The following is a 21,054-nucleotide window of genomic DNA, read 5'->3' as shown; positions in this document are numbered from 1 at the left end:
ATTACAAAATAGGAAATATGATTAACGCTGCACCATTTTATTCATCACAAATGAAGTCGCGACTTTATTCACCTCAAGAAATACAAAATAATCCAAACAGTTAAACTCTTCATCAAAAAAAGCCTGTTTCGATAGTTTTGACTGCATGCTCAGATACATTTGGAATAGCTTTGGCATACGTTCATCTTGTGGGAAGCTAAACTCAGGATATTCAGGTTCATAGATTTTTTTTGAACGGATATCAATCGTTTTACTTTCTGATAGCTGCTGAATCTGGCGATGCGTGTAGTACGCTCTAGCCAAATTATCTTGCAAATGAATACTGACACAGCCCATTAAATATTTAGCACGCATTGACCATAGCACTTTCGGTGCAAGGTTTAACCACAGCATAGATAACGCTTTACCATTACGAAAGCGAGGATGTACACAGGTACGGCCTATTTCTAACACATTTGGAAGATGCGATAGCTGAGGAACAATATCAAACTCATGTGCACTATAACTCTGTGCTATTTCGTGGCCTTGAAATAGTTTTAGACGCGTATACGCTACAATTTCTCCAGTCCACTTTTCACGCAATACCGCATGTTCACAACCAAAATCGTAAATATCTTGGTCTAAGTTATCTTCAAACTTGATTCCGAATTGTTGACTAAATTGTTGTGCACGAAACCGTTGTACATCTTGTAATTCTTTTAAATTATCAACCCACTCAAAACGAAATTGTGTCTGATTTATTGCTTTATGACGATTTAAAGGTAAAGTCCAGGTTTGGCGATATTGATTAAATTTTTCTAGCATAATGAACGCTCCTAGTGACACTCCCTACACTAGTCAAAGCTCATGACAAAAAAATGACCAAATCAAAATGGTATAAAAAAAGACCACCTAGGGTGATCTTTTTATTGAGAATAATGGATTTCTTAAGCTGTTTTAGTGCGGTTAGAAATCAGCGTTCCAACACCATGATCAGTGAAGATTTCAAGTAATGTGGCATGTGGCACGCGACCGTCAACAATATGGGCACTCACAACCCCGCCTTTAACAGCATCAAGCGCACAGCCTACTTTAGGAATCATACCGCCATAGATCACGCCTGTTTCAATGAGACGATCAACTTCTTGTGTCGTAAGGCCAGTTAACAGATTTTTATTTTCATCAAGCACACCACTAATATTGGTGAGCAAAATTAATTTCTCAGCGCCTAATGCTTCTGCAACCTTACCCGCAACTAAGTCAGCATTAATATTATAAGTATTGCCTTCTTCGTCTACACCTAGTGGCGCAATAACTGGAATAAAGTCACTTTGGGTGAACATTTCCAATACATCTGTTTTAACGCCCGTCACTTCACCAACCATACCCAAGTCGATATGTTTGATAGAACCATCTTCTTCCTGCTTTTCCATAAGCAATTTACGGGCACGAAGTAAATTACCGTCTTTACCTGTTAAACCAATCGCACGTCCACCATGTTTATTAATTAGATTAACGATTGATTTATTTACGCTACCGCCCAACACCATTTCAACCACTTCCATGGTTGCAGCATCAGTTACGCGCATACCGTCAATGCGGTCAGATTCACGGCCTAACTGCTTTAAGAATGAGTCCACTTGTGGTCCACCACCGTGAACAACAATCGGATTTAATCCTACAGTTTTAAGTAAAACGATGTCTCGGGCAAATGAACTTTCAAGCTCAGGATCAGTCATTGCGTTGCCACCGTATTTCACCACCAGCGTTTTACCAGTAAAGCGTTGAATATACGGCAAAGCTTCAATCAAGATTTTTGCTTTGTCGACACCGATATGCTGATGTTGTGGCATTACGCCTCTCCTTACTTAGGCCTCTGAAAGTTCTTGTGCAATTTGCGGATAGTGTTCTTGCAACATATCTACAAATTTTTGCTGGATTTCCTTTAATCGTAAAGGATTATCTGCATCAAATCGTACTGTAAAGTATTCACCAGTATTTGATGCTCGAATAATGCCAAAACCATCATCAAAATCAAGACGTACGCCATCAATTTTACTAATACGCGCCCCTAAACGATGACTTAAAATCTCGATATCTTGTAATACATACTTTGGATCAGACTGATAAGTACCAATATAGGTATCTTCTGTACAACATCTTTCTGGATAAGGGGCAAATAATTCAGAAATTGTAGCGACATCAGATTGGGTAAAATACTCCATTACTCGTAATGCAGCATACAAACCATCGTCGTAGCCAAAACCACGGCCATCATTAAACACATAATGACCTGCATATTCTCCACCAAAAATGGCACGGCCATTCGATTGAGATAAATAAGCCCTTAGGAAACTACTTCCCGTGCGGATCATTTTTGCTTTTCCACCGAGTTTCTCGACTGTATCTTGCACCATACGTGAGCATTTCACATCAAAAACAATTTCTTGCTCAGGGTGTTGTTCTAAGCACATTTGCGCAAAAATTGATAATAAACGGTCTGCTGTCAATATCTGTGCTTTTTCATCGACTAAAACAACACGGTCTCCATCACCATCCAAAGCAATACCAATATCAGCCTGCTGCTCGACCACGGCTTTTCGCAAGCTAATTAAATGAGCTGCATGTGATGGATCTGGTGCGTGATCTGGAAACTCACCATTTGGATTAGTGCGTAAAGCAATGACTTCACACCCCATTTTTTCTAAGATTAGCTTTGAACAATGCCCAGCTGAACCATGTAAACCATCTAAAACAACTTTTAAAGGACGTTTTAACTGAATATCTTTAAAAATAGCTTGTTGGTATTGTTGGCAAAATTCAGCTTTAAATTGAGGTAAGGTTAACTCAAGTACAGAAATTGAATGGCTTGGAACGTAAGTTTGGGCTTCTTCACCAACCTGCTGAATCATTTCAGGAGACGGCGGTTCACCCTTTAAAATCCACTTAATACCATTGTCAGATTTTGGATTATGGCTTGCTGTCACCATAATGCCATTGCCACCAAAATCTCGTGCAATGTAATACATCATTGGTGATGAACAGCAACCAATATTAGTCACTTTTAAACCTTGTTCTATTAAAATTTCTTCAATTAAGTGTGCATAAGTCGGACTTGTGAGACGGGCATCATAGCCAATCACTAATTGAGTTTGTTTTGCTTGTTTGTATTGTTGTGCCAATCCGTAGGCAATTGAACGGACAACGTCCGTGGTTAAGTAAGAAAGTTTGCCTCTAATATCGTAAGCACGAAAAATACTTTTTGGAAATGAGTGTCTTACATTCATAGCGTATCTTCTATTTAAAGATCAATTCGATCTATCGCAAAAACATAGATTATTCAAAATTTTTGAAAGGTTTATTTGCTAAATTAAGTTAAAAAAATATGAGTAAAGCGTGTTGTAATATAATCCATTGTAACATTCAAGATATAAAAAGAAACGCCTGTTCAACAGGCGTTTGATTTTCGTTAATATTTTAGAAAAACTTACTGTTTACCTGTATGACCAAAGCCACCAGCGCCACGTAAAGTTTCTTCAAATTCTTCTACTTGCTCAAATTCAGCTTGTACGACTGGCACTAAAACGTACTGTGCCAAGCGCTCACCTGGTTCTAGACGGAATGTGGTTTGACCACGGTTCCAAACAGAAACCATCAATTCACCTTGATAATCCGAATCAATCAAACCAACTAAGTTGCCAAGCACGATACCGTGTTTATGACCTAAACCTGAACGCGGTAAAATTAAACCAGCAAAATTTACATCATGAATATAAATTGCCATACCTGTTTTAACTAAAACAGTTTGTCCTGGTTCAATATCAATTGCTTCATCTAAACAGGCACGTAAATCTAAACCCGCTGAACCTGCTGTTGCATATGAAGGTAATGGCCATTCTTTACCTAAACGCGGATCGAGCAATTTCACTTGAACTTTCATGGGATTTCCTAAAAATTAAAAAATTAACGCTTTAATAAAGCTTTTAAATTTGCCAGATATTGTTGAGCCTGTTCTTTAGGGTCAACATTAGCCGCAATTTTCTTTTTACGCCCTAACCACTCGAGCTCATCTTGTGGAAGCTCATCAAGGAAACGGCTAGGCGTCATCTGTTTCATCTGTCCGCCATTTTTGCGCTGTTCCGCTAAAGTTAAAGTTAAACCTTGGCGTGCACGTGTAATTCCCACGTACATGAGACGGCGCTCTTCCTCAATGGTTTCTGCTGCAATCGAGTTCTTGTGAGGCAATAGTTCTTCTTCAAGTCCCATAATGTACACATATGGGAATTCCAGACCTTTTGCTGCATGCAAAGTAAGAAGGTTAACTTTGTCTGTATCTTCTTCTTCCTGCTGCTGTTCTAACAGATCGAGCAAAACTAGTTTTCGGATAACACTTTCAATATTCTTTTCATCAACATCTTCAGCACGATTAATCAGATTTTGAATACTGGTAAATAAGTTCTCGATATTATCGAGTTTACTTTTCTCTTGTGCAGGTGTTGCTGACTGTTCTCGAACGTAATCCATATAACCCGCTTCATTCATCATTTGACGAACTTTAGGCACAGGCTCATCATCTTCTAACAATTCACGCGTAAATGTCGCGATAAAATCTGCAAACTCATGAAGCTGTGTTTCTGCCTTTTTAGGAAGCACCATGCTTAAACGCTGGTCAGCAGAAGCACCGAGTAAAGACAAATTATTTTCTTGCGAAAATAAACCTAGTTTTTCAAGAGTAACAGGGCCAATCGCACGTTTAGGCGTATTAATAATTCGTAAGAAAGCACTGTCATCTTCTGGATTAATAATAAGACGCAAGTAACTCATCACGTCTTTAATTTCTGCACGCGCGAAGAATGATGTACCACCGGAGAGTTTATACGGAATTTGCATTTGGCGAAGCTGGGTTTCTAATACACGAGCCTGAAAGTTCCCGCGATACAACACAGCATAATCTTTCCAGTTCTTACCGTTCATTAACTTATGAGTCAATAGGTCTTTTACCACGCGCTCTGCTTCATCATCATCATTACGACATGTAATGATTCGGATGACTTCCCCATGCCCTTTATCACTCCACAATTTCTTGTCAAAAATATGTGGGTTGTTTTGAATCACGCAGTTGGCAGCTTTTAAAATACGGCTGGTCGAACGGTAATTTTGTTCAAGCTTAATAATATGTAGATTTGGGAAATCTTGTTTAAGCAATGCCATATTTTCAGGCTTAGCACCACGCCATGCGTAAATCGACTGGTCATCATCACCTACCGCGGTGAACTGCCCCATTACACCAACTAATAGTTTGACCAAAATATATTGGGCCGTGTTGGTATCTTGATATTCATCGACTAATAAATAACGGACACGATTTTGCCATTTGTCACGTACTTCTGCATTTTCTTGCAATAAGCGTGTTGGCATAACAATCAAGTCATCAAAATCGACAGCATTGTAGGCACGTAAATTACGTTCATAAAGTTGATAGAGATGTGCAAACTGGACATCTTCTGGTGTTTCACAAGTCGAATGCGCTTGTTCTGGCAAAATCAGATCGTTTTTCCAATCTGAAATTTTCTTCATTGCTTTAGCAATTAATTCTTTGCTCTCTGCACCCGATAAATTGTCGCGATGCATCAAGTCCATCAAAATACGTTTACAGTCATCTGCATCCAAAATCGAAAAATTAGCTTTTAAAGGTAAATTTTTAAGTTCTAAACGTAAAAGGTTTAACCCAAAAGTATGAAAGGTAGAAACAGATAAACCTTTTGCTTCCTCACGTGATAAAAGCTTAGTCACACGCTCTTTCATTTCACGTGCAGCTTTGTTTGTAAAGGTCATCGCAGTTATACGATGTGCAGGAATACGGCAATGTTGCACCAAATAGGCAATTTTACGCGTAATTACCGATGTTTTACCTGAACCAGCGCCAGCAAGCACCAATAAAGGGCCCTGAGTATATTTCATGGCTTCTTCTTGCTTGTTGTTCAATTGACTGGCAGATGACATCGTGTATTACCTCTTAATTTTTCGAGCATGATTATAGTCATCTCTTTTTTAGAATCCCAATAGTAAATCTACGGATATGTATAAATGATGTCTAATAATGCAATTTATGCGCCGCAGAATGTCGTGATTATTTCTTGTACTGCACCCATAAAAAAACCACCCGAAGGTGGTTTTTGAAATAATAAACTAGATCTTATTGTTTAGCATAAATGCTGATTTCTACACGGCGGTTTTGTTCACGGCCAGATGCAGTTGAGTTATCTGCGATCGGGTTAGATGAACCATAACCTTGCGCGTCGATACGGCTAGCAGATACGCCTTGGCTAGCTAAATAACTACGTACTGATTGAGCGCGTGCTTGTGATAATGGAATGTTGATAGAATCATTACCAGTGTTATCAGTATAACCAGTTACAAGAATTGCACTCTTGTTATCTTCAGCCAAAGTTTGAGCCACTTTGTTCAAAGTTGCGTAGAAGTTTGGCTTGATGTTTGATTTGTTTGTATCAAAAGTAATGCTACCAGGCATGATCAATTGAACAGAACCATCTGGGTTACGGCCAACGTCTACACCAGTACCCGCCATTTGTTGACGTAATTTTTTCTCTTTCTGGTCAAGGTATACACCACCAGCAGCACCAAGAACTGCACCAATTGCCGCAGCACGATTGTTTTGACGGCTAGAGTTTGCATTTGATTTAGAAATACCATAACCAGCTGCTGCACCAATTAAAGTACCTAATGCGGTTTTATCGTATTCAACGCCACCAAGATTATTACCAGTTGTTTGACAACCAGAAAGAACTACTGCTGCCCCTACCACTGTTGAAATAACTAATGCACGCATTGCATGCCTCCTCACTTTGTGTGTTTTGTTGTCTGAATGAATAATGAAACAAAAAGGAAGTATAAAACATTGATATTTTGTTAATAATAAATAGTTTAGTTATGTTTTTGTAATATTTTGATGCACTTTAAGATGCTAGCTCATCACAATTTCTTCATTGTTGTCTAAGATAACGTTGTATTTCATATTATGACAGTTATAGTTGAACAACTTTTCTATGGATTTGAGACATTCGGGGTCTTTTATATGTCAACTGCACCCAATAAACAATCTGCGCTAAAAAAAATTACACGTGGACTCACTGTAGGTACAGTCATTACAGGAAGTACTTTTTTTCATGGTCCTCCTGTTCTTGCATTAGGTCTGACCAAGCTATTAAAAAAATCATCAAAAATAGATGAGACTAATATTCAAATTACAAATAGCTGGCTAGGGGTAAATAATTGGCTCATTGACCATGTTCTACCCAATCTAAAATGGGACATTACCATTGATGAAGGACTTGATCTGAATATGCAAGGTCGTTATTTAATGACCTGTAATCATCAAAGTTGGGTTGACACGACTGTAAATCAATATTTTGGTTTAACCCGTATGCCCCTTACCCGTTTCTTTACTAAATGGGAACTCATCTTTATTCCTTTTGTTGGGCAAGCATTTAAAATTTTAGGCTTCCCAATGATGAAGCGTCACACTAAAGAACAGATCGCTAAGAATCCTGAACTTAAAGACCGTGACATGATGGAAGCACGTAAAGCTTGTGAGCAGCTTTTAAGTCAGCCCTTCACCCTATTAAATTATTTGGAAGGGACTCGTTTTACTCAAGAAAAACATGACCAGCAAAAATCCCCTTATAAGCATTTGCTAAAACCCAAAGCAGGTGGCTTGGCGCTTGCATTAAATATCTTGGGTGACAAAATCGATGCCCTAGTTGATATGACCATCGTCTATCCTGATGGGGTACCGGGATATAGCGATTTCTGGCTTGGGGATGTTTCTAAAATTGCGGTTAACTTACGTAAAATTGAAATTCCAGACTGGGTACTTGGCGGCAACTATGAAGATGACGCGGCTTATCGTGAACGTTTCCAGCAATGGGTTCATGACATCTGGACTGAAAAAGATCAACTTATTGAGCAAATGAAATCTCAATATACCACTGCAAATATTTAAGAAAGCACCCGTTATTATGCAAAACAGTTCTGGGAAAAAAACGAAATACCATCATGTAGACCCAAACAGCCTTTCATTTAAGCTGTTTTTGGTCTACGACATCTTTATGGTGTTTATTATCATTTTTAACTTGTTCTGTCTTGCGACTAATTTCTTTTTAATGAGCAGTATTGGGGCATGGTTCTTTGAACATATTCACTTGCCCCAAGTACTCAGCTTTTATCGTACTTCACTACATCCTTGGGTGATTACGTCAGAAGCTTGGTTTATTGGTTTTTTAATTATTGAGCTGGTTGTACGCTGGGCTATTGCGATCATCAATAAGCACCATAAGCGTTGGTTCTTTTTTCCTTTTATTCACTGGTATGAAATTTTAGCTATTATTCCTCAGCTCCGTTTTTTACGTTTATTCCGCGCTGGGATTATTGCTTACCGTTTACATGAGTTGGGCTATCCAGTTGTTCCTGAAAGCTGGCGAAAAACTGGGCTATTTTATTATCGCGTCGTAATGGAAGAATTATCTGACCGCGTTGTAATTACCGTGATTGATGGTATTAGATATGAACTTGAAACCAGTTCTAGCCATAAACAGATTATTCACGACTTGGTTAATCATCATCGTGAGCAATTTACTGTTGCTCTAACTGCATTATTACAAGAATCTTTAGCCACCGCTTTAAAAGAACAAAAGCCTGCCATTACAAAAGGTGTGGGCAAAATTGTAGATCAAGCCATTATTGATACGCCTGAGCTAACTCAATTATTACGATTAATTCCTTTAGTCGGGGGCCGCATTGAACAGCAAATTCAAAGCATTGGTCAAAGATTAGGTGAAAATATTAGTGCAGGTTTAATTGAACCTTTAATTGAGGGCTCACCAAATAGTCCGAACCCTACTTATCAATTAATTTCTCAAAGAGTAAGTGAAATCAATATTAATAATCGTCAGCTTGAGCAATTGGTTGAATCTGTCGTGTTCGAGACACTGGAGTCTGTACGTAAACAAGTCAAGGTCAAACAATGGCAACAAACCCTTGCGGAGTATGATCGAATCAAAGAATAAGCATTTATTTAATTTTTTATGAATCACGCTAGAGAATTGGCACGAATTGTTCTAGCATTTGCCCTATTTACAATAAACTTAACGATATTACAGCTCGTTTAACGCCTTGAAGGAAGACTTATGGCTGATATACGGATTACCGGCAGAATGGTTAACTTTAGCAGGATAACCTTCGATACCAATGATCATGATGTGATCCGCCAGCAATTATCAAATATTTTAAATGAAGGTTCCTATCAAGGAACTTTAGTGATTATTGACAGTACAGTTGAGCAAGAGTTAATTGCATTGATTCAACTTCTGGTGAGCTTGGGTTTACAACCAATGGCGGTAATCGACGGTATTTTAGGAGATGAAGCTCGCGCTATTCAATTCCCTGTTTTACCGGCGGATCAACCCTTACAACGCATTAAAGCGACAGCTGAACAAGTGGCTATTGTGGAAAAACCTGCTACAGCTTCTGCCTCGTCTTCAGCAGAAACAAAAAAACCACTAAACAAGATAGCGGTCGCTCATATTACCTCTTATCATGATGAAATTTTGCGTACAGGCCAATCCCTTGTACAAGATAACGGCGATATTATTTTAAAGGCTGGCATGAATAGTGGTTCCGAGGTGATCGCTTCAGGAAATATACATATTTATGGCACAGTTCGTGGTAGAGTCATTGCTGGTGCGGGCGGGCACGCAGCTGCACGTATTTTTTGCCAATCTTTAGAGGCTGAGCTCGTTTCCATTGCAGGAACGTATTGTGTCGCAGATGATATCCCTAAACATGTGGTAAAAAAACCAGTACATATTTATTTAAATGAAAAGCAAGAGCTTGAATTTGAAGCTCTAGAACTTTAATTTATTAAGCAAATCACCAAAAAACAGCCCTTTTAAGGGTGTATGACCATAATAGGAGTGGATTCGGTGGCCAAAATTGTTGTCGTAACATCAGGCAAAGGTGGTGTAGGTAAAACTACAACGAGCGCATCTTTTGCAACAGGTTTAGCCCTTCGTGGTCATAAAACTGTTGTGATTGATTTTGATGTAGGCTTACGTAACCTTGATTTGATTATGGGTTGTGAGCGTCGTGTTGTTTACGATTTTGTTAATGTTATTAATAACGAAGCACGTCTGCAGCAAGCCCTTATTCGCGATAAAGATATCGAAAACCTTTATATTTTACCGGCTTCACAAACACGTGATAAAGATGCGTTGAGCGACGAAGGTGTTGCTCGTGTTATTGATGAGCTATCTCAAGAATTTGATTACATCATTTGTGACTCACCTGCAGGGATCGAGCGTGGCGCGATTTTAGCCATGTATCATGCAGATGAAGCAATCATTGTAACAAACCCTGAAATCTCTTCAGTACGTGACTCTGACCGTATTATTGGTATGTTAGATAGCAAAACCAAGAAAGTTGAACACAACGAAGGGCGTATACGTAAACATTTATGTATTACACGTTTTAATCCGGAACGTGCTGACCGTCAGGAAATGCTGACAATTGATGATATTTCTAAAGATATTTTACGCGTACCGACATTAGGTGTTATTCCAGAATGTCCAAGTGTATTACAAGCATCAAACGAAGGTAAGCCAGTTATTCTGTATTCAGAAACTAAAGCTGGTCAGGGGTATGATGATTTGGTTGCACGCTTCCTTGGCGAAGACCGTCCTTATCGACACATCACAGCTCAACCTAAAGGCTGGTTAGCACGACTATTTGGAGCGTAGATATGGCAGGATTCTGGAGTAAATTATTTAGCAGCGAAGAAAAACCATCAAGTGCTCAAACTGCCAAAGATCGTTTGAAAGTTATTGTTGCTTCTGAACAAGGTTTAGGCCGCCGTTTAAGCCAAGACAAAATTGATCAGATGAAAAAAGAAATCATGCAAGTGGTTAGTCGTTATGTTAGCGGTGTAGGTGAACAGCATATCCAAATGCAAGTTCGCTCTGAAGCTAATATCGAAATGTTAGAAATGAATATCAATTTACCTGAAGAACGATAATTCTATTTCTGACTATTCAATAAATCAGAATCAAGGCAAAATAACGCAAGTTATTTTGCCTTTTTTAAAATGAGGAGATTGTCATGGCATTATCACAGCCAGCAACTTTCAATGAAGAATGGTCCGATGAGCGTGTTTTTGCCTACCTCAACCAACTTCCTCCAAGTGGTGTGAATGCAGATTTTCATGTGCTCTACCATGCATTCAAACATATGCGTCCAACAGACTATGAGCGTCTTTTAACTCAATTTATTGCAGACGGACGCGATATTAATGCCAAAGACCCTGAAGGCCAACGCATCCATGATGTAATTGCTAAGTTTCCGCGTCAATCAGCACCATTTTTAGAAGTTCTAGCAAAGTTTGCTTAAAAATAAAAAGCCTCTTAAAGAGGCTTTTTTCTTATCTAAACTTATCGATTACCAATCAGGAAAATACCAAATACGGTAAAAATACCACCCGAAATACCATCAATCCATTTTGAAAAATTACGATAAGCTGCTCTAAAACTTGGTAACGAGAAAATAAAAGTCACAAAGCAGAACCATAAAATTGTTTCGACTGTGACAATAATAAAGAGTAGCCAGTGGACCTGATCAAGTTGAGGATTAGCTAAAAATAAAGAGAAAACACTACCAAAATAAATAACAGCTTTTGGATTTGATAAATTGGTTATCAAACCTTTAATAAAAAATAAGTAAGGTGCTTTTGGGAGCTCAACAGCAACATTGCCCTCTTGCTGATTTTTTGAAAAAGCCGAACGTAACATCTGATAGCCCAACCAACACAGATATAAGCCACCCGCAATGAGCAATCCTTGCTTTAACCAAGCCATTTTTTCAAAGATAAGATTTAACCCCATCAGTGCCAAACAAGCCCAAAACATAGCACCTGCCGTTATACCAGCAACGACCAGCATAGCGTCTTTACGAGATCGACTAATGGCGGTTTGAGATACAAGAAAAAAATCAGGCCCAGGAGTGATAAGTGCACAAAAGTGAATAAAGGCTAACGTAATCAGAGCTAATAACATATCTTTCTCCTGATCTAATTCATTGTTATTTATTTAGGGAAAATACATTAGCATTTTTTACTAAACGATAAAATCTTTAAGTCACTTATAAATAGGTTCACTTTTATTTAAGTTATAAAAAAGCCTCCGAAGAGGCTTAAATTATATTGGCTTAAACTAGAATATCCCGCTTACCATTAGGACCCATTGAGCTCACAATGCCGTTCTCTTCCATTTGATCAATAATACGAGCAGCACGGTTATAACCAAGGCTAAATTTACGCTGTAGCGAAGATGTAGACGCTTTTCGAGTTTCTAATACGAATGACACACATTGATCATAAAGAGCATCTCGGTCAGAACCGCCCTCACCCTCTTCAAAGCCACGTGACGCTGGCTCTTCATCAAATGGAGTCAAGATTTCATCAATATAATCTGGCTCGCCACGTTCACGCCAAGCATCACAAATACGGTTTACTTCATCATCACTAATGAAAGCACCATGCACACGTTCCGGCTCAATTTTACCAGGGCCTAAGAACAGCATATCACCATGACCTAACAAGTCTTCTGCGCCACCCGCATCTAAAATAGTACGTGAGTCAATTTTACTGTTTACACGTAGTGCTACGCGCGTTGGAATATTGGCTTTAATCAAACCGGTAATAACATCAACAGATGGGCGTTGAGTTGCAAGCAATAGATGAATACCAGCAGCACGAGATTTTTGCGCCAAACGGGTAATCATTTCTTCTGCTTTTTTACCCACTTGCATAATCATGTCGGCGAACTCATCCGCAACAATGACAATAGATGGTAATGGCATTAAACGAGGTGCACGTTCTTGTGTCGCTGAATCACTTGGCTTCCAAGTCGGATCAATTAAGTCTTCGCCATTCGCAATCGCTTCTTCAACTTTACGGTTGTAGTCACTTAATTTACGAATTTTTAGGAACGACATAAGCTTATAACGGCGTTCCATTTCATTCACACACCAGTTCAAAGCACTTACCGCATCTTTCATGTCAGTAACAACTGGAGTTAATAAATGTGGAATATCATTATAGTTTGCTAGTTCGAGCTGTTTTGGATCGATTAAAATTAAACGTAATTGGTCAGGCGTATATTTAAGCAACATCGATAAAATCATCGAGTTGACCGCAACCGATTTACCAGAACCTGTGGTACCAGCAACCAGCATATGCGGTGCTTTCGCCAAATCAGTGAGTACAGGGTTACCCGAAATATCTTTACCCATAGCCATACTAATTAATGCACTTGGGTCGCGATATGTTGGAGTTTCCAGTAGCTCAATCAAACGTACCATTTCACGGGCACTGTTTGGCACTTCAATACCAATGTATGGTTTACCAGGAATAACTTCCACCACACGTACAGATGCCATCGACATTGAACGCGCCAAGTCACGTGAGATATTCGTGACCTTAGAAGCTTTCACACCGGGTGCCAAATCTAACTCAAAGCGAGTTACAACTGGCCCTGGTTGAGCCTCTACCACCTGTGCTTTAACGTTAAATTCTTGCAATTTAATTTCAAGCAATTCAGACAAACGTGAAAGTTGGTCTTCAGTAAAGTTGACTTTCTTATTTGGATCGACCTTATCAAGTAGGTCAAGGCCCGGTAAAGTTGGCAAATCCAAACGCTTTTTAGCAACTTGCATTGCACGAGACATTGGGCGGCCTGATGCGTCTGTTAACGGCGCATCAAAATCGAAATCGTCTTCATCAAAATCAGCATTTTCCTGCGGTTTTCCAGCAGTCTCCTGCCAAGCTTCGATAAACTCTTCTTTTGAAAGTTTGTCGGCCTGAATAGTCGTTTGGATAGGAGCTTTTACAAATGCTGAAGATTGCGCATAACTACTTGCTCTCACAGGTTCAGTTGGAGCAATGTCTTCATCTATTAATAAATCATCAAAATCTTCAAAGACTAGTTCGTTTGCTAAATTTTTAGGTGATTGATTTAAATTTGAAATATTTGAAGATGTTTCATTCGCAATATTAACAGATTGCGAAGTTGGTTCGGCTTCTACATGGTGATCTTGAACAAACGGTGTATGCACATCTGTTGCAGTTTTACTATTTGGAACCGCGGCAAGCAACTCATCAAAAATCTCATCATCATTCCAATCAAGACCATGTAAGTCTTGTTTTGATGATGGTTGATTTTGATTTACTTGAGAAATTGTTTGCTGGAATTGCTCATGAGCAGGAACTTGCTCTATCTCTGTCGAATCATCAGCTGCTCTTAAAAGTGCATCAATTTCTTGCTTATGACTCGCATCATCACGTTGTAAAGCACGCCATACTTCGCCAGTCGCAACTAAACGTTGGCTATCTCGTTCAAGTTTATGGGCCTGTTCAAGCGTATGCTCAAAGTTCTGAGTATTTGCAACTGATATATCTGCAACTGGTTCAGGTCGGCTCTGCTCTTTCGCTAGCACATCTGCAAATAAGCGCTCAGCAACCGCATCATGGCGCGTTGTGGTGGATTGCGGTTGAGCTGTTTCAGATTGAGCTGATTCTTCTTTCTCATCTGAAGCATTAGCATTCGTTTCTACATTGTCAGCAACTTTAACCGCGGCTGCTTTGTTGGTAGGTTGAGTTGTTAAGTCATAATCCGATTCATTCGGAGATACGTTCTTATAAAATAAATCTTGTAAATAACTTGGTGTAGCTTTGAGCGTAACCCATGTTTTACTCCATTGCACCCCAAATGCAAGAGTAAACAACACGACCCCGAAAACCAGTAAAAATAAGGTTGCACCGTAAATTGTTAACAATTGAGATAGGCTTTGACCTAACTCATAACCAATAATTCCCCCAGCTGCATTATCTAAAGTATCTGCCGGCACATTCCAGTGTAAATAAAGTAAGCTAGATACAACTAAAATTAAGAAGAATTGTGCAGCATAACGAAATGGGCGGTTTAGGAAACTACGTGGCCACCAAACCTGAATTGCTTCAATGAAAAGGAAAATTGGAATAAGCAAACTTGCCCATCCTAAAAAACCAAACAGCAAATCTGCAATCCATGCGCCAGCAATACCACTTGCATTGGATACTTGCTGAGTATCACTGGAAATATGCATCCAGCCCGGGTCAAATGGTGTATATGTTACTGTTGCCAGAAACATATAAATACCAAAAGAAACCAAGAATAATGTCATCAATAAGCGCTGTGCATAAACACTTGACACCGCAGTCATATACTGTCCTGTAACCCATTTAATTATTGGTTTAGAGATGTGAAGAACTATATTTTAGATCTTCAACGAATGAACTTTATATTATGCACCTGTTCTTACAAAAAAGGTGCATGATTCTTTACAGTTGTTGTTAACATAAGGCACTTCTATATTGTTATATAACTTAATTCGATTGACCTGATCAATATTATCCACATTGATTTAACGCTATTGGTCGGCAAATTCACGTATAATTTTCAAAATTCTCGATATAAATAAGGATACCCTCAATGAGTGCTCGTCATTCTCGGTTAATTATTCTCGGTTCTGGTCCTGCAGGTTATAGTGCAGCGGTATATGCAGCACGTGCAAACCTTAAACCTACTTTAATTGCAGGTTTACAACTAGGTGGGCAGCTTACAACAACAACCGAAGTTGACAACTGGCCGGGCGATCCTGAAGGTTTAACAGGTCCTGCATTAATGGATCGTATGCAAGCACATGCTGAACGCTTTGGTACAGAACTCGTCTATGACCATATTAACGAAGTGGACTTAAATGTACGTCCTTTCGTTCTTAAAGGTGACATGGAAGAGTACACATGTGACGCTTTAATTATTGCAACTGGTGCTACAGCTCAATATCTTGGCCTAGAGTCTGAACAAAACTTTATGGGTCAAGGCGTAAGCGCATGTGCAACATGTGATGGTTTCTTCTATAAAAACCAAAAAGTAATGGTTGTAGGTGGTGGTAACACTGCTGTTGAAGAAGCACTTTATTTATCAAATATTGCTTCACATGTAACTTTAGTACACCGCCGTGATACTTTACGTTCTGAAAAGATTTTGCAAGATCATTTATTTGCCAAAGAAAAAGAAGGCAAAATCAGCATTATCTGGAACCACGAAGTTGAAGAAGTATTGGGTGACAATACTGGCGTAACTAGTGTTCGCCTTAAATCAACTCAAGATGATTCTAAGCAAGACGTAGAGGTTCATGGTCTATTCGTAGCAATTGGCCACAAGCCAAACACTGGAATGTTTGAAGGCCAATTAAACTTACGTGATGGCTACATCCAAGTGCAAAGCGGTACCTCTGGTAATGCAACAGCGACTTCTGTAGCTGGTGTTTTTGCTGCTGGTGACGTCGCTGACAGCATTTATCGCCAAGCGATTACTTCTGCTGGGTCTGGCTGTATGGCGGCTCTAGATGCTGAAAAATATCTAGATAACCTTTAATTAATAGATTTCTAGAATTTTAAAACAGCCGTTCTTATAACGGCTGTTTTTTTAGAATAATGACTAGCTGACATATATTAATTTTTATAGCATAACCTTAAAGCTCATCTTATTTTATTTTTATGAATACACTTCCACTTTCCCAATTCATTTTTCCTGATCCCATTGAGGCCGATCCAGATGGGCATGGTTTAATTTGTATCGGAGCGGACCTCTCCCCTTCTACCCTATATGAAGCATACACCCATGGTCTCTTTCCTTGGTTTAATGAAGATGAGCCTATTTGTTGGTGGAGTCCAGAACCCCGTTGCGTGATCTACCCTCAAAACTACAAGCCTAGCAAGTCATTACTGAGAAATATGAAAAAACATGACTATGCAATTACGGTTAATCATGCCTTTGAACAAGTTATTCGCTCTTGCTCTTTGCCAAGAAGTTATGCAGACGAAACCTGGATTAGTGAAGATATTATTCAAGGCTACTGTGAGATGTTTAATGCTGGTTATGGTTACAGTATTGAAGTATGGCAACAAGAGGAGCTTGTAGGAGGTTTATATGGTGTTACGATTGGTAAAGGGTGTTTTGGTGAGTCAATGTTTAGCAACGAAACCGATGTTTCAAAAATGGCTTTTTATACATTAATGCTCATTGGACAAGAAAATCAGCTACCATGGATAGACTGCCAACTCGTAAACAGTCACTTAATTAGTCTGGGAGCCAGTACACTTTCTCGTCAAGACTACTTAAAATCGTTACAAGATGTAATTATTCACCCCTCTATCAATTGGAAAAAGTATCAAGAACGTGTATTTTCAAGTAAAACAATAGCATTAGATGCAAAATTAATGGAATGATAACAGGAGGGACCAATCATGAAATCATATCACCCGAAGTCCCTTTTAAATGATCTGCAGTATTATATTACTCCACCTCATGATTGTAGCTATCTAGAAAATAAATCAGCACGCATGGTGTTTTTAGACCCCATCCATCGAATTGATGTGGTCACTCTTTCAGAACTTTCTCGTTTAGGCTTTCGCCGTAGTGGCGACTTTGTTTATCGCCCTGAATGTCACCTTTGTAGACAATGTTTGTCTTGTCGTGTTCCAGTTGCCGATTTTCAAATGAATAGCATGCAAAAAAAAGCATGGAAACGAAATCAAGATCTCACCATGACTGTTCTGCCTACGCGACAAGCAGCACAAATTCATTATGATTTATACGAACGCTATATTAATGAACGCCATGCAGATGGTGATATGTTTCCACCGAGCTTAGATCAGTTTGAAAAGTTTTTAGTACATAGCTGTACAGATAGTTTTTTTCTTGAGCTTTGGAAAGACAATCGTCTCATTAGTGTTTCTACTTGCGATTTAATGGATGATGGACTATCGGCTGTCTATACATTCTTTGATCCCGATGAGCACCGCAGATCACTTGGTGTTTACTCTATTCTTAACCAAATTGAATATGTGAAATCGCTCGGTTTAGAATATCTCTACTTAGGCTATTGGGTGCCGCATTCGGCCAAAATGAACTATAAATCGCAATATACACCTTTAGAACTTCTGCTCGATGGGCAATGGCGCCGTTTAAACAGATCATTATCACCAGAGGAAATTCAACAGCTAGGTACGTCTCTTATGACCACGTTACCTTCTGAATGGAATAATTTAATCATTAAATAAAGATGCGAAATCATCTGTACAGGTTTTTACCATAATGACCGCATGTTCGCGCCCGCCATCTTGGGTAGGATAATAATTGCGACGCAGATCAATTTGGTGAAAGCCTGTTTTTTCATATAAACCGATGGCAGCTTTATTACTTTCACGGACTTCTAAAAAGATTTGTACTGGCTGATTTTCTAATTTTTCAATTGATGCACTTAATAACTCATATCCTAAACCCTGCCCTTGCATTTGAGGATCAACGGCCATGAGTAACAAATTAGCTTCATCTAAAACAGGCTGTAAAATACAAAACCCAACGACTCTGTTTTGTGACTCAATCACTGTACATTGATAAGAATTCAAAGATTCAATAAATTGCTGTCTTGACCACGGATGTGTTTGTACTGATTTTTCAATTTGAACGACAATATCCACATCAGTGTTTTGCATAATACGAATCATGAGTTTCAGCGCAATGAAGATTCTAAAGTAGTGCGTATTATAAAAACTTCCCACGAAAAAACGAGCAAAAAAAAGGACAATTGAGTTGTCCCTTTTTTCTGTATTTTTTAAAGACCTAATTTTTCACGCCAAGTTGCTAGCAATGCTGTGGTATCCGAATCATTTGGATGAAATTTTGGTCTTAAAAAATCAAGTAACTCTGGAATTTGACGAGTCATAAAACCTTTACGACCATACATGAATTTAAGCATGTACTTCGTATCTTTCCAAGTTAATTTATCGTCAGTCTTGAGTAACTTAGCAGTAAAATAAGACTGAGTTGCAAAGATTAATGCCATTGCAATAATCAAGGCGGTTGAACGCATAAAATAAGCTTTCGGACCTTGTCCGTACATACTTGTATACACATCAAATGCCACAGCTTTATGTTCATTTTCTTCAACTGCGTGCCACATCCACAAATGATACATGGTGTCATCTTGGAACATGGCCTGAATTTCAGGGTTTTGTAAAAGTTCAGCTGCAATGGTCGATGTAAAATGTTCTAGTGCACATGTTCCAGTCAAATCAATCATTTCTTTGGTATAGCCAAAAGGTTTCATTAATTTGGTTACAACAGCTGTACCCATCTTAATGACTTTTCCTGTTTGCTTTTCCATATGACGCACATCATAACCATAAGCCTGTGCTGAAGCATTAAATGCTAAATGCTCTTTGGAGTGCATCGCTTCTTGACCAATAAAAGCACTAATTTCTTTTTGAAGATCTGGATCAGCAAGCTTTGGATCATTTCGAACAGCACGCGTACTATTTACAAAGAACTGCTCACCTTCTGGAAAAAGGGCCGATAATGCTGTCATAAAATGTGTTAATGCTGCATCATAATTTGCCCAATAACGTGGGACCTGAGCAAATTCAAAATCCATACGACGCACAGGGAAACTAGCGCCAGCACGATTGGAAATATTTACCTTAGCATTCATCTCAGACTCCTTTTAAGTGAATAGCTAATTCACATATAACTTTATTTATTTTCTTAATATTTATAATCATACGTCTTTCGATGTACCAATTAAGTGCAGATGAGGACAGAGAAATATCAGATGAGGTCATTCATAGACACATAAAGGTGCAATATCTGCTCCACGATCTCTTTAATATAGTTATAGAAAAATAAAAAGGGCCACTATCGGCCCTTTATAAATTATGAATTAAAACTATAAACCTAATTTTGCTTTCCATGTTTTCAATAGACCAACGGTATCGAGGTCATTTGGATGAAAGCCAGGTTTAAAGTAAGCTAACATTTCTTTAGCCATACCACTAATAATACCTTTAGATGGGCTATATCCGTATTTATAAATTACTGATAGTTCATCTAAATTCAACTTGTTGTCTTGCTTTAATAAACGAAGCACAAAAGATGACTGAATCAAAAAGATTAAAGTCATAGCAAATACTAAAGAACTTGTACGTAACGCATAGGCTTTTAGACCTTTACCAAATACACCTTCGTACACGTCATAAGCTACGGCTTTATGCTCATTTTCTTCAATCGCATGCCAATACCACATTGTTGACATTGTCTCATCTGTCATAAGCTCTTGAATGTGCTTATTGACCAATAATTGCGACGCAATAGTAGCGGTAAAATGCTCAAGAGCCGTTGTAGCAGTCAAGTCAACCATTTCTTTTGTCATACCGAAAGGTTTGACAATTTTTACAAAAGTTTTAATGGCTGTTTGAATTGCCGTATCGGTAAATTTCTCTAACGTTTCTACATCATGGCCAAACTTTTGAGCAGAAGCATTGAAGTTTACATGCTCTTGAGTGTGCATTGCTTCTTGCCCAATAAAAGCACTAATCTCTTTTTGGAGTACTTCATCATCTTTAATAGCTGGATGATAACGTACTGCACGTACACTATCTATAAAGAATTTCTCACCAGCCGGAAACAATGCTGACAAAGCTGTCATAAAATGTGTGAGTCCAGCAGAACCATTCATCCAATATTCTGGTACATCATTAAAGTCAAAATTCATACGACGTACTGGAAAGCTTGCACCTGCACGATTCGTAATATTCACTTTAGCATTCATACCCAAAGCTCCTTAGTAAGTAACCCTAGTTACTCAAACTTTATTGTTCGTTTTCTTGATTCTTATCATACAAATTTAATAAAAAGGATTAAGGGGAAATAAGGACATTGAAATATCAGTTAGGGCCAGCCTTTATAGTGATTGTTAGACAATCAAATATAAAAAAAGCGCTCTAAAAAGAGCGCTTTTTTTCACTGAAAGTGATTATGCAGTTACTTTCGCAACAACACCAGCACCTACAGTACGACCACCTTCACGGATCGCAAAACGTAGACCTGGGTCCATTGCGATTGGGTG

The 21,054-nt window shown here is 38.7% G+C and carries 20 protein-coding genes and 1 pseudogene; 9 read left to right on the top strand and 12 right to left on the bottom strand.

All coding sequences use genetic code 11. The features are described from left to right. Positions 1–21 precede the first annotated feature (21 nt). The 6 genes from MKX14_RS08795 to yiaD form a co-directional block, all read right to left on the bottom strand. Entirely contained in the window at positions 22–804 is a 783-nt protein-coding gene (locus MKX14_RS08795; protein WP_016144532.1) for a GNAT family N-acetyltransferase, read from the bottom strand. 122 nt (positions 805–926) lie between these two features. Then, positions 927–1,832: an acetylglutamate kinase gene (argB, locus tag MKX14_RS08790; RefSeq protein WP_002121716.1), complete on the bottom strand. Its 906-nt coding sequence runs from the start codon at positions 1,830–1,832 to the stop codon at positions 927–929. 15 nt (positions 1,833–1,847) lie between these two features. Continuing rightward, the gene (gene algC / locus MKX14_RS08785) at positions 1,848–3,266 is read right to left on the bottom strand and encodes a phosphomannomutase/phosphoglucomutase (RefSeq protein WP_240282260.1); all 1,419 of its coding nucleotides are present in this window, start codon (positions 3,264–3,266) and stop codon (positions 1,848–1,850) included. A gap of 200 nt (positions 3,267–3,466) precedes the next feature. Beyond that, the gene (dut, locus tag MKX14_RS08780) at positions 3,467–3,919 is read right to left on the bottom strand and encodes a dUTP diphosphatase (RefSeq protein WP_002121799.1); all 453 of its coding nucleotides are present in this window, start codon (positions 3,917–3,919) and stop codon (positions 3,467–3,469) included. A gap of 23 nt (positions 3,920–3,942) precedes the next feature. Beyond that, entirely contained in the window at positions 3,943–5,982 is a 2,040-nt protein-coding gene (rep, locus tag MKX14_RS08775) for a UvrD-helicase domain-containing protein (RefSeq protein WP_005070868.1), read from the bottom strand. 193 nt (positions 5,983–6,175) lie between these two features. Further along, on the bottom strand, positions 6,176–6,829 hold the full coding sequence (gene yiaD / locus MKX14_RS08770; RefSeq protein WP_009390536.1) for an OmpA family protein: 654 nt from the start codon (positions 6,827–6,829) through the stop codon (positions 6,176–6,178). A 246-nt stretch (positions 6,830–7,075) separates the two neighbouring features. On the opposite strand from yiaD, the gene yihG reads away from it, so the two are divergent. The 6 genes from yihG (at position 7,076) to MKX14_RS08740 (ending at position 11,439) form a co-directional block, all read left to right on the top strand. Further along, positions 7,076–8,002 (top strand): acyltransferase, encoded by a 927-nt coding sequence (yihG, locus tag MKX14_RS08765; protein WP_005803140.1) that lies wholly within the window; start codon positions 7,076–7,078, stop codon positions 8,000–8,002. A 16-nt stretch (positions 8,003–8,018) separates the two neighbouring features. Then, a complete protein-coding gene (locus MKX14_RS08760; RefSeq protein ID WP_016802722.1) occupies positions 8,019–9,065 on the top strand; it encodes a hypothetical protein in 1,047 nt (348 codons plus the stop codon). A 120-nt stretch (positions 9,066–9,185) separates the two neighbouring features. Beyond that, positions 9,186–9,914 carry a septum site-determining protein MinC gene (minC, locus tag MKX14_RS08755; RefSeq protein WP_240282259.1) on the top strand — a complete coding sequence of 243 codons (729 nt, stop codon included), beginning with the start codon at positions 9,186–9,188 and terminating at the stop codon, positions 9,912–9,914. A 66-nt stretch (positions 9,915–9,980) separates the two neighbouring features. Then, positions 9,981–10,793 (top strand): septum site-determining protein MinD, encoded by an 813-nt coding sequence (gene minD, locus MKX14_RS08750; protein WP_002121719.1) that lies wholly within the window; start codon positions 9,981–9,983, stop codon positions 10,791–10,793. A gap of 2 nt (positions 10,794–10,795) precedes the next feature. Continuing rightward, on the top strand, positions 10,796–11,068 hold the full coding sequence (gene minE / locus MKX14_RS08745) for a cell division topological specificity factor MinE (protein WP_000896934.1): 273 nt from the start codon (positions 10,796–10,798) through the stop codon (positions 11,066–11,068). An 83-nt stretch (positions 11,069–11,151) separates the two neighbouring features. Further along, complete coding sequence (locus MKX14_RS08740; RefSeq protein WP_002121755.1) at positions 11,152–11,439, top strand: PA4642 family protein; 288 nt, start codon at positions 11,152–11,154, stop codon at positions 11,437–11,439. 41 nt (positions 11,440–11,480) lie between these two features. Here the strand turns inward: MKX14_RS08740 and rhtC are convergent, their stop codons facing one another. Both rhtC and ftsK read right to left on the bottom strand, forming a co-directional pair. Beyond that, entirely contained in the window at positions 11,481–12,101 is a 621-nt protein-coding gene (rhtC, locus tag MKX14_RS08735; protein ID WP_240282258.1) for a threonine export protein RhtC, read from the bottom strand. 151 nt (positions 12,102–12,252) lie between these two features. Further along, positions 12,253–15,306 (bottom strand): DNA translocase FtsK, encoded by a 3,054-nt coding sequence (ftsK, locus tag MKX14_RS08730; RefSeq protein ID WP_240282257.1) that lies wholly within the window; start codon positions 15,304–15,306, stop codon positions 12,253–12,255. A 269-nt stretch (positions 15,307–15,575) separates the two neighbouring features. Between ftsK and trxB the strand changes: the two genes are divergently transcribed. The 3 genes from trxB (at position 15,576) to MKX14_RS08715 (ending at position 18,211) form a co-directional block, all read left to right on the top strand. Then, positions 15,576–16,523: a thioredoxin-disulfide reductase gene (gene trxB, locus MKX14_RS08725; RefSeq protein ID WP_002121722.1), complete on the top strand. Its 948-nt coding sequence runs from the start codon at positions 15,576–15,578 to the stop codon at positions 16,521–16,523. 122 nt (positions 16,524–16,645) lie between these two features. Next, positions 16,646–17,377 (top strand): leucyl/phenylalanyl-tRNA--protein transferase, encoded by a 732-nt coding sequence (gene aat, locus MKX14_RS08720; protein ID WP_005070905.1) that lies wholly within the window; start codon positions 16,646–16,648, stop codon positions 17,375–17,377. 18 nt (positions 17,378–17,395) lie between these two features. Next, the gene (locus MKX14_RS08715; RefSeq protein WP_004703325.1) at positions 17,396–18,211 is read left to right on the top strand and encodes an arginyltransferase; all 816 of its coding nucleotides are present in this window, start codon (positions 17,396–17,398) and stop codon (positions 18,209–18,211) included. Here MKX14_RS08715 and rimI read toward each other — a convergent pair. From rimI to MKX14_RS08695, 4 genes and pseudogenes are all read right to left on the bottom strand, one after another. Next, positions 18,197–18,658, bottom strand: coding sequence for a ribosomal protein S18-alanine N-acetyltransferase (rimI, locus tag MKX14_RS08710; protein ID WP_141314916.1), 462 nt, complete (start codon positions 18,656–18,658; stop codon positions 18,197–18,199). The genes MKX14_RS08715 and rimI overlap by 15 nt on opposite strands. Before the next feature lie 107 nt (positions 18,659–18,765). Beyond that, entirely contained in the window at positions 18,766–19,641 is an 876-nt protein-coding gene (locus MKX14_RS08705; RefSeq protein ID WP_002121736.1) for a metal-dependent hydrolase, read from the bottom strand. A 234-nt stretch (positions 19,642–19,875) separates the two neighbouring features. Continuing rightward, positions 19,876–20,757, bottom strand: a complete 882-nt coding sequence (locus MKX14_RS08700) for a metal-dependent hydrolase (RefSeq protein ID WP_133482286.1) — start codon at positions 20,755–20,757, stop codon at positions 19,876–19,878. Between the two features lie 204 nt (positions 20,758–20,961). Further along, positions 20,962–21,054: pseudogene (locus tag MKX14_RS08695) on the bottom strand (hypothetical protein); the annotation flags it as partial.

It is taken from the genome of Acinetobacter pittii (assembly GCF_022449185.1).
GTDB classification, from domain to species: domain Bacteria; phylum Pseudomonadota; class Gammaproteobacteria; order Pseudomonadales; family Moraxellaceae; genus Acinetobacter; species Acinetobacter pittii_I.
The sequence above is the reverse complement of the archived record's forward strand: the minus strand, read 5'-3'. Positions and strand labels throughout refer to the sequence as shown.

Bases quoted from the DNA above. Each gene is read 5' to 3' on its own strand.
- aat (WP_005070905.1), top strand. From the start codon at position 16,646: ATGAATACACTTCCACTTTCCCAATTCATTTTTCCTGATCCCATTGAG.
- minC (WP_240282259.1), top strand. From the start codon at position 9,186: ATGGCTGATATACGGATTACCGGCAGAATGGTTAACTTTAGCAGGATA.
- trxB (WP_002121722.1), top strand. From the start codon at position 15,576: ATGAGTGCTCGTCATTCTCGGTTAATTATTCTCGGTTCTGGTCCTGCA.
- MKX14_RS08705 (WP_002121736.1), bottom strand. From the start codon at position 19,641: ATGAATGCTAAGGTAAATATTTCCAATCGTGCTGGCGCTAGTTTCCCT.
- dut (WP_002121799.1), bottom strand. From the start codon at position 3,919: ATGAAAGTTCAAGTGAAATTGCTCGATCCGCGTTTAGGTAAAGAATGG.
- MKX14_RS08760 (WP_016802722.1), top strand. From the start codon at position 8,019: ATGCAAAACAGTTCTGGGAAAAAAACGAAATACCATCATGTAGACCCA.
- MKX14_RS08715 (WP_004703325.1), top strand. From the start codon at position 17,396: ATGAAATCATATCACCCGAAGTCCCTTTTAAATGATCTGCAGTATTAT.
- yihG (WP_005803140.1), top strand. From the start codon at position 7,076: ATGTCAACTGCACCCAATAAACAATCTGCGCTAAAAAAAATTACACGT.
- MKX14_RS08700 (WP_133482286.1), bottom strand. From the start codon at position 20,757: ATGAATGCTAAAGTGAATATTACGAATCGTGCAGGTGCAAGCTTTCCA.
- rep (WP_005070868.1), bottom strand. From the start codon at position 5,982: ATGTCATCTGCCAGTCAATTGAACAACAAGCAAGAAGAAGCCATGAAA.
- MKX14_RS08795 (WP_016144532.1), bottom strand. From the start codon at position 804: ATGCTAGAAAAATTTAATCAATATCGCCAAACCTGGACTTTACCTTTA.
- yiaD (WP_009390536.1), bottom strand. From the start codon at position 6,829: ATGCGTGCATTAGTTATTTCAACAGTGGTAGGGGCAGCAGTAGTTCTT.
- rimI (WP_141314916.1), bottom strand. From the start codon at position 18,658: ATGATTCGTATTATGCAAAACACTGATGTGGATATTGTCGTTCAAATT.
- argB (WP_002121716.1), bottom strand. From the start codon at position 1,832: ATGCCACAACATCAGCATATCGGTGTCGACAAAGCAAAAATCTTGATT.
- minE (WP_000896934.1), top strand. From the start codon at position 10,796: ATGGCAGGATTCTGGAGTAAATTATTTAGCAGCGAAGAAAAACCATCA.
- ftsK (WP_240282257.1), bottom strand. From the start codon at position 15,306: ATGACTGCGGTGTCAAGTGTTTATGCACAGCGCTTATTGATGACATTA.
- MKX14_RS08740 (WP_002121755.1), top strand. From the start codon at position 11,152: ATGGCATTATCACAGCCAGCAACTTTCAATGAAGAATGGTCCGATGAG.
- algC (WP_240282260.1), bottom strand. From the start codon at position 3,266: ATGAATGTAAGACACTCATTTCCAAAAAGTATTTTTCGTGCTTACGAT.
- rhtC (WP_240282258.1), bottom strand. From the start codon at position 12,101: ATGTTATTAGCTCTGATTACGTTAGCCTTTATTCACTTTTGTGCACTT.